Origin of the sequence: Pantoea sp. JKS000250, assembly GCF_003201065.1 — a bacterium.
Lineage (GTDB): Bacteria > Pseudomonadota > Gammaproteobacteria > Enterobacterales > Enterobacteriaceae > Pantoea > Pantoea vagans.
This window is the reverse complement of the sequence record NZ_QICZ01000001.1, coordinates 4,135,821-4,148,720: the sequence shown is the minus strand read 5'-3', so window position 1 is coordinate 4,148,720 and position 12,900 is coordinate 4,135,821. Positions and strand designations below refer to the sequence as shown.

Sequence of the window (12,900 nt, the reverse complement as noted above, 5' to 3'; positions counted from 1 at the left end):
TCACCCTTATCCTGCCGGAAACGGTGAGCAGTTTGATCATGCGGTGGTGACCGACGCCGCCGGTAATCGCTGCTTCAGCGCCATAACCAGCACCACGTTAAAGATTGCTAAAGCGCAAAGCAACCACAGCGTCGCCGATGCCCCCATCTTTTCAAACACATATCCGCCAATCAGCGGCGTCAGTGCCTGTCCCATTAGCGCCGGGCGGGCCATTTTCCCCACCACAATCGCGTAAGACTCTGGTTTGACCATCGCCAGCGGTAAAGTTCCGCGCACGATGGCGCGTAAGCCATTTCCTGCGCCATACAGCACCATGCTCAGCAGCGCCATCTGCGGAAAGAGAGCCAGCAGCAGCAGGCCCAGCGCCACCAGCCCGACGGAAAAAAAGGTGGTGCGGATCGGATGACTGCGTTTGAAAACAATATCGACGATGCGCGAACCTACCTGACACGGGCCGAGCACCGCGCTGATCGCCAGCGCCGACGTTAGCGTATGGCCACTGGCCTGCAACAGCGTGATAAGCTGCACAGAAATCGCCGTCATGATCACCGACGCGAGGGTAAAAATGGCGCACAGCAGCCAGAACAGCGCAGGTTCAATCTCCGGCGTAGCAGAGTGTCTAACTCCCCTTTTCGCAGGCGACTTAGCATGGCTCGCCGGTAAGGCAAACAGATAGGCAGGCAGCACGCAGACCACCATCATTGCCGCAATAATCAGTGACGCATCTCGCCAGCCAAATCCATGAATCAGCAACGCCGTTCCCGGCCAGACCAGCGTGGTGCAGAAGCCTGAAATCAGCGTAATACCAGTGATCGCCGAACGCGCCTGACTGCCATAACAGGTGCCGAGTGTGGCAAACAGGGCATCGTAGAGGCCCATCGCCATCCCTATGCCGATGATCACCCAGGCAAACAGAAACAGCGGCAGCGAATCGCTGACCGCCATCATCACCAGCCCTACTGCCATTACCAGACCGCTCAACGCCAGCAGCAGACGACCGCCGGTACGGGCGATAATCCTGCCGGCCAGCGGTGACAGCAGGCCTGACACCAGTATCCCCGTCGAGAGCGCGCCGTAGATCCACTGCTGCGACCAGCCCGTCTCAGCTGCAATCGGGTTCGCCATCACCGCCATCAGGTAGAACGACCCTCCCCAGGAGAGGATCTGCACCAGGCCCAGGGTGAAAATGGCGACGATACCGGGTTTATTGTTCTGACTCACAGGCGATCTCTTCATTAGCAGGCGAACCGTTTTTATAACATGTTCTGCCAGAAGCCAGAATGCGGGACGCTCTTTTCACTGGATAGCCAGGCAGGCCGCACGTTTTTAATGGTATAACTAAAGTATGTTGTAACTATAAAGTACTTGCATCCCTGACAGGCATCTGCCACATTGTGGACGTTGTAACTATGGAGGCACAACATGACGCGCTACGACTTAGTGGCTGATATGCATCAGTGTGTAAACGACCTGGAACTGGCGCTGGGCGAGCTGCGTCAGCAGATTGAGGCGCAGCCTTTGCTCATCGCCCGCGTCTTCAGCCTGCCGCCGGTGGTGAAAGGCCGCGAACATGAAGCGATTACGCAGATCGACGTCGAGCAGCATCTGGGCGACAGCGCGTTGAAGATGGCGCTCGACCACTACTGCCGCCTGTTTATGCAGCATCAGTCTGAACAGCTGAGTACCAAGGCTGCTGTGCGCCTGCCTGGGGCACTCTGTATCGAATGTGATGAACAGCGCGAAGCGGAGATCGGTTCGCTGGTCGACCTCATTAATCAGCTTAAGGCGCGGCTGGAGCAGCTGATTACGGTGGACTCGGGCCTGCCGAGTGAAGCGCGTTTCGAGTTCGTTCACCAGCATCTGCGCGGTCTGATTACCCTGAATGCCTACCGCACGATCACCCTGCTCAGCGCCCCTGACAGCCTGCGTTTCGGCTGGGCCAACAAGCACATTATCAAGAATCTCAAGCGCGAAGAGGTGATCGCCCAGCTGGAAAAAAGCCTGAAGGCGGGACGTGCGCAGGCACCGTGGTCGCGTGAACAGTGGGCGGAAAAAGTGCAGGAGGAGCTGGCAAGCGTGCGCGCCCTGCCCGCCTCGGCACGGCTGAAAATAAAACGTCCGGTGAAAGTCCAGCCGGTCGCACGCGTCTGGCGCGCGGACGAAAAAAAACAGACCCAGCTGGCCTGCCCGTCACCGATTCTGGTAATCTGCCGCGATCGCAGTCAGGTTCCGGTGCTGGGCGAGCTGCTTAATTACGACGCGGATAACATTACGCATCGGCATAAACCCGCCGCTGAACCACTGAATCTGCTGATACCCCGACTGCATCTGTGGGTCGATTGCCCGATATAAAAAGAGGCCAGCATCCGCTGGCCTCTTACTCATCGCTGAGCTTACGACTTCATGCTGCCGACCATCTCTTCCGGACGGACCCAGGCATCAAACTCCTCTTCAGTGAGGTACCCCAGTTTCAGCGCCGAACCCTTCAGCGTCAGCCCCTCTTTATGCGCCTTCTTGGCAATTTCAGCCGCTTTGTCATAGCCGATGTGGGTATTCAGCGCCGTCACCAGCATCAGCGATTCGTTCAGCAGTTGATCGATGCGCTCACGCACCGGCTCAATACCGACGGCGCAGTGATGATTAAAGCTGTCCATGCCATCCGCCAGCAGGCGAATTGATTGCAGGAAGTTATGGATCACCATCGGGCGGAAGACGTTCAGCTCAAAGTTACCGGATGCGCCGCCCATATTGATCGCCACGTCGTTACCCATCACCTGACAGCAGAGCATGGTCATCGCTTCGCACTGCGTTGGGTTAACTTTGCCCGGCATGATGGAGCTGCCAGGTTCGTTTTCCGGAATAGCGATTTCACCGATGCCGCAGCGCGGGCCGGAAGAGAGCCAGCGCACATCGTTGGCGATTTTCATCAGTGAAGCGGCCAGCCCTTTCAGCGCGCCATGCGCATGCACCAGCGCATCACAGGTTGCCAGTGCCTCAAACTTGTTTGGTGCGGTGACAAATGGCTGCTGCGTCAGATCGGCCAGCGCCTTCGCCACGCGCACTGCATATTCCGGATGGGTGTTCAGACCAGTGCCCACCGCGGTTCCGCCCAGCGCCAGCTCCGCCACGTGCGGAATGCTCTGTTCGATATGCTTCAGGTTGTGCTCCAGCATCGCCACCCAGCCGGAAATCTCCTGGCCCAGCGTCAGCGGCGTCGCATCCTGCAGATGGGTACGCCCAATCTTAACGATGTCTTTAAACGCATCAGACTTCTGGCTGAGCGTCTTTTTCAGTACCTGAATCTGAGGGATTAACTGTTCGCGTAGCGCGATGACGGCGGCAACATGCATCGCCGTCGGGAAGACGTCGTTGGAGCTCTGGCTCTTGTTCACATCGTCGTTGGGATGGACCAGGCGCGACATTCCGCGCTCACCGCCGAGGATTTCACTGGCGCGGTTCGCCAGCACCTCATTCATGTTCATATTGGTCTGGGTGCCGGAGCCGGTCTGCCAGATCGCCAGCGGGAACTCGTCCGCATGTTTATCCGCCAGCACTTCATCCGCCGCGCTGACGATCGCATCTGCGCGGTCAGCGGGCAGCAGTCCAAGATCGCGGTTAACGCTGGCCGCGGCGCGTTTGGTCAGTGCCAGCGCATGCACCAGCGCGGTCGGCATTTTTTCGGTTGAGATACGGAAGTGTTCCAGCGAGCGCTGCGTCTGCGCGCCCCACAGTTTGTCTGCCGGTACATCGATGGGGCCCATTGAATCTTTCTCAATGCGGTTGCCTGCCATGAATACGTCTCCTTCACCTTGTTTTTAAAAGAATGACCGCCAGGTCGTTGCAATCAACTGTCGGACAGTCAGGATAGTAATACACAATAATTTAACATTATCAGAGCTTAGCGTCCTTTTGCGCTGGATATGTATTTTTACCGGTAGTTTCTGCTTTAATAGCCGCAATAATTTCCCGTGATAAAGGGTTAAACAATGCAAAAAATGAACAATTCGCTGCAAAATTACGCATGGGGCAGCAAAACGGCGTTGACTGAGCTTTATGGGATTGCCAATCCCGAGGACCTGCCGATGGCAGAGCTGTGGATGGGCGCACATCCGAAAAGTCCCTCAACCGTGATGGAACAGGGCAGCGCGCGTTCATTACGTGACGTGATTGATGCGGCGCCCGACGCGATGCTGGGTGACGCGGTAGCACAGCGCTTTGGTGAACTGCCGTTCCTGTTCAAAGTGCTGTGTGCCGATCAGCCGCTGTCGATTCAGGTCCATCCCAGCAAACGTGCGGCCGAAGTGGGCTTTGCCCGTGAGAATGCGGCGGGGATTCCGCTGACGGCCGCCGAGCGCAACTATAAAGATGCAAACCACAAGCCGGAGCTGGTCTATGCGCTGACACCGTTCCAGGCAATGAATGGCTTTCGCACGCTGACGCAGATGGTCTCCCTGCTGGAGCCGGTTGCAGGTGCACATCCTCAGATTGCCCATTTTTTGCAACATCCGGATCAGGAGACGCTTGCTGCGCTGTTCTCTACCCTGCTGTCACTGGAGGGTGAAGCGAAATCGCTGGCGCTGGGCGTGCTGAAATCCGCGCTTGATGCGCAACAGGGTGAGCCGTGGGACACCATCCGCATGATTGCGGCTGAATACCCTGACGACAGCGGCCTGTTTTCACCGCTGCTGCTGAATGTGATCACCCTGCAGCCCGGCGAGGCGATGTTCCTCTACGCTGAAACCCCGCACGCGTATCTGAAAGGCGTGGCGCTGGAGGTGATGGCCAACTCTGATAACGTATTGCGGGCCGGTTTAACCCCGAAATATATCGATATCGACGAGCTCATGGCCAACCTGAAGTTTGATGAAAAACCTGCCAACTCGCTGCTGACGGAACCAGAGCAACAGGGTCATGCGCAGCGCTTTCCGATTCCGGTGGAAGATTTTGCCTTTGCCATCCATAGCCTGAACGCAGAACCGCAATCGTTGGCGCAACAGAGCGCCGCCCTGCTGTTCTGCATCGAAGGCCAGGCGATTATCGCCAAAGACGATCAGCAACTGACGCTGAAACCGGGTGAATCCTGCTTCATTGCCGCCAGCGAATCGCCGGTAACGGTCGCCGGTACGGGCCGGCTGGCGCGGGTATTTAACGACTTAGGGTAGAGCGGCTGACGGAATCTCTGTTAACTGCTATTATTTCAACCTATTAGCTTTTAAACGCCTGCGGGCGTTTTTCTTCGGTCGCTGGGGTAAACCTGCGGCATAAGCGGACTCAAGGATAAGGACGAATCAGCAATGAAAAAGACCAATGTTGCCGTAGGTGTCATCATCGCACTGGGCGTAGTCTGGACTGGCGCGGCGTGGTTCACCGGCAAGCAAATTGAAAGCCACAGGGATGAGCTGGTGCAGAACGCCAATGCACAGCTGAACGCTTATGCCCCTAACAGCCGACTGAAGATCAGCTATCAGGACTATCAGCGCGGCGTGTTCAGCAGCAAGGTGAATCTGGTGGTTCAGGCTAATTCGCAGACGGAAGATAACCCGCTGCTGAAGCCGGGTCAGAGCATCATCCTGAATGAAACCATCGATCATGGCCCTTTCCCGTTTGCGCAGCTGAAGCATTTCAATCTGATCCCGAGCATGGCATCCGTTCATACCGAGCTGGCTAACACCGATGCGGTGAAGAAGCTGTTCGAGCTGACCGGCAATAAATCGCTGATTAATGCAGATACCCGCATCGGCTACAGCGGCGCTACCGATACCGCGCTGCGTGTCCTGCCGGTTGACTATCAGAATGCGCAAACCGGCGAGCGTTTTGCCACCAATGGCGGCACCTTCAATGTCAGCGCTGATAATAAAGGCGATAAAGTGTCGCTGGACAGCGATGTGGATAGCCTCGCGCTGACCAGTAAAAATGAGATGGGCCAGCCGGTACTGTTCACTGTCAATGGTCTGAAGCTGAGCGGTAACACGCATCTCAGCCCGGAAGGCGTACGCATCGGCGATCAGTCGGTGGACATTGAGAAGGTGAATGCCAGCATCAATGGTCAGGACGCCCTGACGCTGCACAAAATGAAAGGCACCTCCTCTTTCGATAACAGCGCCGGTAAAATTGGCGGCGATATTGATTACAAAGTGGAAGGCGTTCAGCTGCAGAAGCAGGACTTCGGTCAGGCAGCGCTGAAGATGAAGCTGTCACAGTTTGATGCGCAGGCGGTCAAAGCCTTCTCCGATCGTTACAACGCGCAGATGCAGGAGCTGCTGACCCAGCCTGGCGTTGCGGAAGATCCTATCCGCTATCAGGCAGGCGTGCATCAGATTCTGATGGCCAATCTGCCGATGCTGCTGAAAGGCTCGCCATCCATCAGCATTGCTCCGCTGAGCTGGAAGAATGACAAAGGTGAAAGCACCTTCAATCTGACGGCCAGCTTCAACGACCCGTCTGCCGTAACCGGTGAAGCCCAGACGCTGAGCGCTATGGTTGACCGGGTACTGAAAAGCCTGGACAGCAAGCTGGTGATCAATATGCCGATGGCAACCGAAACCATGCACAAAGTGGGTCTGGCTGAGGGTTATCAGGCGGATGATGCCCAGAAGCTGGCGGATCAGCAGGTGAAAGGTCTGGCAGCAATGGGTCAGATGTTCCGCCTGACTCAGCAGCAGGATAACAACATCGTGACCAGCCTGCAGTACACCAACGGTCAGGTGAACATGAACGGCGACAAGATGACGCTGGAACAGTTTATGTCCCGCTACATGCTGGGTATGCCGACCAGCGAAGGCATGCCGCAGTAAGCGCTGTCGTCCATCTATAGCGACCTTCGGGTCGCTTTTTTTATGCCTGAACGCTGATTTGCCCACCGGTTATGGGTAATTAAGCAGCATCCGGCGCGGCTGTTGCGCAAAGAGCTGGCGCTGTTGCGCAAGATATTTTTATAATGCTCTGCACTTCACCGACAACTCAGCGAGTGCGCCATGATCGATTCTAAAATTCCTCTGACTGATATTCACCGCCACCTTGATGGCAACATTCGTGCACAAACCATTCTCGATTTAGGCCGCCAGTTTAATCTTGCCCTGCCCGCCTCAACGCTGGAGACGCTGCGTCCGCATGTGCAGGTTGGCCAGAATGAACCTGATCTGGTGAGCTTCCTGCAAAAACTCGACTGGGGCGTGAAAGTGCTGGGCGATCTGGATGCCTGCCGCCGCATTGCGCAGGAAAATGTCGAAGATGCCGCGCGTGCGGGCATTCATTATGCTGAACTGCGTTTTTCGCCCGGTTATATGGCGATGACCCATAACCTGCCGATTGCCGGTGTGGTGGAAGCGGTCATTGACGGGGTTCGCGCTGGCCGTCAGCAGCACAATATCGACGTGCGTCTGATTGGCATTATGAGCCGTACCTTTGGCGAAGATGCCTGCCTTGCCGAACTGGAAGGTTTACTGGCCCATCGCGATCACATCACCGCGGTCGATCTGGCGGGTGATGAGCTGGGCTTCCCGGGCAGCGAGTTCCTGAGTCACTTTACCCAGGCGCGCGATGCCGGTTTCCGCGTTACCGTGCATGCGGGCGAAGCGGCCGGTCCGGAGAGCATCTGGCAGGCGATTCGTGAGCTGGGCGCTGAGCGTATCGGTCACGGCGTGAAAGCGATTGAAGATCGCGCGCTGATGGATTTCCTGGCGGAGCACCATATTGGTATTGAATCCTGCCTGACCTCCAACATCCAGACCAGCACCGTGCCTTCACTGGCGCAGCATCCGCTGAAAACCTTCCTGGAGCATGGCATTCTGGCGACCATCAATACTGATGATCCCGCGGTTCAGGGCATTGAGCTTGCTCATGAGTATCATCATGCCGCACCGGCTGCCGGTCTGAGCGCAGCGCAGATGCGTCAGGCGCAGGAGAATGGACTGACGATTGCCTTCCTTAGCGACGCTGAGAAAGCGGCTATTCGCGCCCGCGTGCAGTAATCTGCTCGTTGCAGCCATAAAAACGGGCCGGATATCCGGCCCGTTTTAATGTAAGGAAATGCTCAAGGACAGGTGGCTTTAAGACCGAGCTTACACAGGGAACGGGGTCAGATCGGAAAGACGCAAAAGCCGCCATCCCTGGCATGCTCTGCCCGCTTTTAAGCTTGTCAGGCATCTGCCCGAAGTATTAAATGACCATTATTACACTCACCCATTAAACGCGCTTCAGCGACAGCGTCTGGCGTTTCTCGGCGGATTGCAGACCCAGTTCGATCAGCTCCATCACCTGAATCGCCTCTTCCGCCGTCACCGGATTATTACCGCGTCCGGCAATGGCATCGCGGATGCCCGCGTAGTAAGCCGGATAGTTGCCCGGCTGGGTCAGCTGCGTGGTTTCGGTCAGGGCGTCGCCATCAACCAGCGTCAGCGTGCCGTCGCGCATGTCATAGCCCCAGTCCTCCTGCGGCGGGAAGTCGCCCGACTTCAGGCGATCTTCCTGCGGATCCAGACCATATTTAACGTAACTGCCGCGCGTGCCGTGAACGGTATAACGGGCGGATTCTGCCGCCACCAGCATGCTGGCGTGCAGCACGACGCGGCGCTGCGGATAGGTCAGCGTGGCGTGGAAGTAGTCGGTGGTCTGCGCGCCCGGACGCATTTCGGCCAGATCAACATTAATGGCGACCGGCGGGCCAAACAGTTGCAGCGCCTGGTCCAGCAGATGCGGCCCCAGGTCATACCAGATTCCGCTGCCTGCACCCTTCATTTCACGCCAGCGATTGCGCACTTCCAGACGGAAACGGTCAAAATGCGATTCGAAGTAACGCACTTCACCCAGTGAGCCCGCTTCAAGCAGGGATTTAAGCGTCAGGAAATCGCTGTCCCAGCGGCGATTATGGAACACTGATAGCAGCAGCCCTTTAGCTTTTGCCAGCGCATCCAGTTCGCGCGCCTGTGACAACGTCACGGTAAACGGCTTATCGACCACCACATGTTTACCGGCATTCAGCGCCGCTTTAGCCAGCGGGAAATGCGTATCGTTGGGGGTAGGAATGACAATCAATTGCAGAGTCGGATCGTCCAGCAGCGCCTGAGGATCGGCCACCACCTTCACGGCGGGCCAGTCGGCGTGGACTTTGCTGGCGTCGCTACTGGAAATGGCGGCCAGTTCGACGTCCGGCGTTCCCGCAATCAGCGGAGCATGAAACGTTTTACTGGCAAAGCCGTAGCCGATCAGACCAACACGTAATTTATCGCTCATTTGGATTCCTCTCAGAGCCTGCCTGGCAGGCTCTTAGTTGATAACCTGATTGATTTAAGACTATTAACCAGGTGAGGACAAGGCGGAATCCCCCGAAAAAACTAAGAGATAGCACTTCGCGCCAGGGGCCAGGCCGTCTGCGCCGCCAGGCTGTCGTGCGCGTCCTGATTGCGGCGGCGGAAGTCGCTGGGACTGACGCCAACACGCTTGCGGAATACCCGTGAGAAGTAGAGCTGGTCGTCGTAACCCACTTCGCGCCCTACCGAGGCGATCGGTTCCTGAGTGGTCTGGAGCAGCAGTTTGGCGCGGATAACGCGCTGATCTTCACGCCAGCGCAGCAGGTTGACACCCATCTGCTCGCGGAACAGGTGCGCCAGTCTCGACGGTGACAGGCAGACGTGACGCGCCACCTCTTCAATCTTGACCTCGCTGGCGAGATGGTTGGTGACATACTGACAGGCTTCGATGACGCGCGGGTCGCGGATCAACTGATGGCTGCGCGGATCTTCTTCAACGGCACGCAGCAGCAGCCGTTCCAGCAGGTTCATCGCCAGCTCTTCCGCAAAACGGCGGCCCGAGTTGTGCGTCTGTTCGATACTGGCAAACAGGCGGTCGAACTCGCCACGCAGCGATTCCGGCAGCAGCAGTCGTCCCACGCCCTCCTGCTCATCCTGCCAGCGCAGCCAGTCGTGCCAGTAGGCGCGCGGACGGAAATAGACCCAGCGGTGGAACCACTGCGGGCTGTCCGGCGCGCGGCCGTAGTAGTGAGCGGTTTTTGGCTGAAAAAGCAGCATTTCGCCTGGTTCGCAGTCAAATGCCCGCTCGCCGTCGAATACCCGCCCTTTGCCTTTAATGGTGAGGTTCAGAATGTAACCTTTCATGCCGTGCGGGCGATCGATAAAGAAATCGAGCGGCCCATCAGCGGTGATGGGCGTCAGCCCCGCCACCAGCCAGGCATTGAATGAATAGCCCGGCAACAAGGGGTTTTGCTGCTCGGCCGGTAATTCGCGGTGATACATAGCGACCTCACTCAGTCTGTTAGTGTTCGGATAGCCCGCAGAGGCGTCTGCTTCTGCGGGCCAACGGCTCGATCAGTCAGGCTTTTTTCTGTTTGTAACGGTCAAAAATCACCGCAGCTAACAGTATCAGACCGCGCACCACATACTGTGAGAATGGCGAGATATTCAATAAATTCATCGCATTCTCGACGGTGCCGAGAATTAATACCCCTGCAACCACGTAGGAAATCTTGCCGATGCCGCCCTTCAGCGACACACCGCCCAGTACGCAGGCAGAAATCACCACCAGCTCATAGCCGATGGAGGTCATTGGCTGACCGCTGGTCATACGTGACGCCAGGATGATGCCCGCCGCTGCGGAAACCAGCCCGGACAGAATGAAGATGATGATGCGGGTACGCACCACCGGCACACCGGCCAGTCGCGCCGCCTCTTCATTGCCGCCAATTGCCAGGGTATTACGGCCAAAGGTGGTTTTGTTAAGCAGGAAGCCGAAGATCAGCATGGTCGCCAGTGTCAGCCAGATGGGTGCTGGCACGCCAAGCCAGTTGGCAAAGCCCAGCTCAAAGAAGCGCTCATCTTCGATCCCGACCGCTTTACCGTCAGAGAAGATATAGGCCAGGCCGCGCACAATCTGCATGGTCGCCAGCGTGGTGATCAGTGCATTGATCTTCAGTCGGGCAATCACAAAGCCATTGATAAAGCCGGTGATCATGCCGAGCACCAGACCGGCTGCCACGCCAATCCACAGGCTTTCGGTCATGTTGATCACCACGGCGGTCACCACACCCGCACAGGCGATCACCGAGGCGACCGACAGATCGAAATCCCCGGAGGCCAGACAGAACAGCATGCCGCAGGCGACCATGCCGGACATCGACATCGCCAGCCCTAAGCCTTTCATATTGATAAACGAGCCAAAATTCGGCACAAAAATCGCACAGACAATAAACAGCAGCGCAAAGACCACCAGCATGCCGAAGTTGTCCCAGATGCGACCTAACTGCAGGCCGCCGCGTGAAGCGGGCTGCGGCGTATTTGAGGTCGTGGATGAAGCCATGATGATCTCCTGTCAGGCCACGGCGGCCGCTTGAGTGGTTTTGGGCATCGCCAGGCTCAGCGTCTGCTGCTCCGTGGCGTCGTCGTGCAGCAGTTCACCGGCTATGGCACCTTCACGCATCACCACGATGCGATCGGCCAGGCCCATCACTTCCGGTAAATCGCTGGAGGCGAACAGCACCGCAATGCCCCGGTTCGCCAGCTGATAAATCAGGTTATAAATTTCATGTTTGGCACCGACATCGATGCCGCGCGTGGGCTCATCCAGCAGGATCACTTTCATATCCTCGGAGAGCCAGCGTCCCAGAATCGCCTTCTGCTGGTTACCGCCGGAGAGGTTCATGATCAGCTGATCGGCGCTGGGCGTTTTGATGTTCAGCGAGCGTATATGGCTGTCGGCGTTTTTGTTTTCCCAGCCATTTTTAATCAGGCAACCGGCGGTGAGATTATGACGACGGGCGCTGATATTGATGTTGTCGCGCACCGAGTGCACCGGAATAATGCCCTCGGCTTTGCGGTCTTCCGGGCAAAGCATGATGCCCGCACGGATAGCGTCGATGGGTTCACGCAGCGGCAGCGGTTTGCCGTCCAGGATCACCTGACCGCCACGCAGACGCGTGCCGCCAAATAACCCTTTCAGCAGTTCACTGCGTCCGGCTCCGACCAGACCAAACAGACCGACGATTTCACCGGCATGAACTTTCAGCGAAATCGGCGTCCGCACGCCCTTTGCTTCGACCTTGTCCAGTTCAAGCCGCACGTCGCCTTTAGCGCGTGGTGAGTAGCCATAGATATCACCCAGATTACGGCCCACCATCGCCTGCACCAGATCGTCGTGATGGGTGTTAGCCATGTCAGTAAAGGTCCGCACGTAGCGGCCATCTTTGAAGACAGTGATGGCGTCACTGAGGGCGAAGATCTCCTCCATGCGGTGTGAAACGTAGAGCACCACCCGGCCCTCCTCGCGGAGCTGACGGATAACGCGGAACAGGTTGTCGATTTCACGCGCCGATAGCGAACTGGTTGGCTCATCAAAGGCGATAATGCGTGCGTTGCGCGCCAGCGCTTTGGCAATCTCCACCATCTGCCACTGCCCCAGCGACAGGTATTTCAGCGGCATATCAGGGTCGATATCCATGCCGAGATTTTTCAGCTGCAGGCCCGCCTCAAAGCGCATCAGCTTACGATTGACCAGCCCATGTTTGTGCGGAATCTGGCCGAGGTAGATGTTCTCCGCCACGCTCATTTCCGGCACCAGATGCAGTTCCTGGTAAATAATGGCGACGCCCGCGTCCAGCGCATCTGTGGTGCGCTGAAAGCTCATCGGCTTGCCTTTGATACGAATCTCACCGCCGCTCGGCTGATAACTGCCGCTGAGTATTTTTAACAGCGTCGATTTGCCTGCGCCGTTCTCGCCCATCAGCGCATGGACTTCACCGCCCCGGCAGTCGAAGGAGATATCCTGCAACGCTTTCACGCCAGGGAAGGTTTTACTGATGCCATGAAACGACAGAAATGCTGAATCAGTGTTCATGTTGGTCCTCACTCTTTCGCGCCACCGGCCTGTCAGGGCGGGCGGCGCGAAATCGGC

Annotated in this window: 10 protein-coding genes; 4 read left to right on the top strand and 6 right to left on the bottom strand. The window is 57.2% G+C overall.

Annotated elements, in window-relative coordinates; all coding sequences use genetic code 11:
* Positions 1 to 36 precede the first annotated feature (36 nt).
* Positions 37 to 1,236, bottom strand: a complete 1,200-nt coding sequence (locus BY447_RS19645; protein ID WP_199226940.1) for an MFS transporter — start codon at positions 1,234 to 1,236, stop codon at positions 37 to 39.
* 186 nt (positions 1,237 to 1,422) lie between these two features.
* Here BY447_RS19645 and tus point away from each other — a divergent pair, with 186 nt between their 5' ends.
* Positions 1,423 to 2,352, top strand: a complete 930-nt coding sequence (gene tus / locus BY447_RS19640; protein WP_110331883.1) for a DNA replication terminus site-binding protein — start codon at positions 1,423 to 1,425, stop codon at positions 2,350 to 2,352.
* Between the two features lie 41 nt (positions 2,353 to 2,393).
* Here the strand turns inward: tus and fumC are convergent, their stop codons facing one another.
* Positions 2,394 to 3,791, bottom strand: a complete 1,398-nt coding sequence (fumC, locus tag BY447_RS19635) for a class II fumarate hydratase (RefSeq protein ID WP_033783020.1) — start codon at positions 3,789 to 3,791, stop codon at positions 2,394 to 2,396.
* A gap of 195 nt (positions 3,792 to 3,986) precedes the next feature.
* On the opposite strand from fumC, the gene manA reads away from it, so the two are divergent.
* The 3 genes from manA to add all read left to right on the top strand — a co-directional run bounded on the left by manA (position 3,987) and on the right by add (position 7,970).
* Positions 3,987 to 5,162 (top strand): mannose-6-phosphate isomerase, encoded by a 1,176-nt coding sequence (gene manA, locus BY447_RS19630; RefSeq protein ID WP_110331882.1) that lies wholly within the window; start codon positions 3,987 to 3,989, stop codon positions 5,160 to 5,162.
* Positions 5,163 to 5,294: 132 nt separating this feature from the next.
* Positions 5,295 to 6,794, top strand: coding sequence for a YdgA family protein (locus tag BY447_RS19625; protein WP_033732595.1), 1,500 nt, complete (start codon positions 5,295 to 5,297; stop codon positions 6,792 to 6,794).
* Between the two features lie 180 nt (positions 6,795 to 6,974).
* The gene (gene add / locus BY447_RS19620; protein WP_110331881.1) at positions 6,975 to 7,970 is read left to right on the top strand and encodes an adenosine deaminase; all 996 of its coding nucleotides are present in this window, start codon (positions 6,975 to 6,977) and stop codon (positions 7,968 to 7,970) included.
* Positions 7,971 to 8,184: 214 nt separating this feature from the next.
* Here add and BY447_RS19615 read toward each other — a convergent pair whose 3' ends face one another.
* The 4 genes from BY447_RS19615 to araG all read right to left on the bottom strand — a co-directional run bounded on the left by BY447_RS19615 (position 8,185) and on the right by araG (position 12,843).
* Positions 8,185 to 9,231 (bottom strand): oxidoreductase, encoded by a 1,047-nt coding sequence (locus BY447_RS19615; RefSeq protein WP_033783014.1) that lies wholly within the window; start codon positions 9,229 to 9,231, stop codon positions 8,185 to 8,187.
* Between the two features lie 101 nt (positions 9,232 to 9,332).
* Positions 9,333 to 10,250 (bottom strand): arabinose operon transcriptional regulator AraC, encoded by a 918-nt coding sequence (gene araC, locus BY447_RS19610; protein WP_003853440.1) that lies wholly within the window; start codon positions 10,248 to 10,250, stop codon positions 9,333 to 9,335.
* Positions 10,251 to 10,326: 76 nt separating this feature from the next.
* Positions 10,327 to 11,310, bottom strand: coding sequence for an L-arabinose ABC transporter permease AraH (gene araH / locus BY447_RS19605; protein ID WP_013357784.1), 984 nt, complete (start codon positions 11,308 to 11,310; stop codon positions 10,327 to 10,329).
* A gap of 12 nt (positions 11,311 to 11,322) precedes the next feature.
* Complete coding sequence (gene araG, locus BY447_RS19600) at positions 11,323 to 12,843, bottom strand: L-arabinose ABC transporter ATP-binding protein AraG (RefSeq protein ID WP_033783010.1); 1,521 nt, start codon at positions 12,841 to 12,843, stop codon at positions 11,323 to 11,325.
* Positions 12,844 to 12,900 lie beyond the last annotated feature (57 nt).

Excerpts from the sequence above, each read along its gene's own strand:
- BY447_RS19645 (WP_199226940.1), bottom strand. The coding sequence starts at position 1,236 with ATGAAGAGATCGCCTGTGAGTCAGAACAATAAACCCGGTATCGTCGCC.
- tus (WP_110331883.1), top strand. The coding sequence starts at position 1,423 with ATGACGCGCTACGACTTAGTGGCTGATATGCATCAGTGTGTAAACGAC.
- fumC (WP_033783020.1), bottom strand. The coding sequence starts at position 3,791 with ATGGCAGGCAACCGCATTGAGAAAGATTCAATGGGCCCCATCGATGTA.
- manA (WP_110331882.1), top strand. The coding sequence starts at position 3,987 with ATGCAAAAAATGAACAATTCGCTGCAAAATTACGCATGGGGCAGCAAA.
- BY447_RS19625 (WP_033732595.1), top strand. The coding sequence starts at position 5,295 with ATGAAAAAGACCAATGTTGCCGTAGGTGTCATCATCGCACTGGGCGTA.
- add (WP_110331881.1), top strand. The coding sequence starts at position 6,975 with ATGATCGATTCTAAAATTCCTCTGACTGATATTCACCGCCACCTTGAT.
- BY447_RS19615 (WP_033783014.1), bottom strand. The coding sequence starts at position 9,231 with ATGAGCGATAAATTACGTGTTGGTCTGATCGGCTACGGCTTTGCCAGT.
- araC (WP_003853440.1), bottom strand. The coding sequence starts at position 10,250 with ATGTATCACCGCGAATTACCGGCCGAGCAGCAAAACCCCTTGTTGCCG.
- araH (WP_013357784.1), bottom strand. The coding sequence starts at position 11,310 with ATGGCTTCATCCACGACCTCAAATACGCCGCAGCCCGCTTCACGCGGC.
- araG (WP_033783010.1), bottom strand. The coding sequence starts at position 12,843 with ATGAACACTGATTCAGCATTTCTGTCGTTTCATGGCATCAGTAAAACC.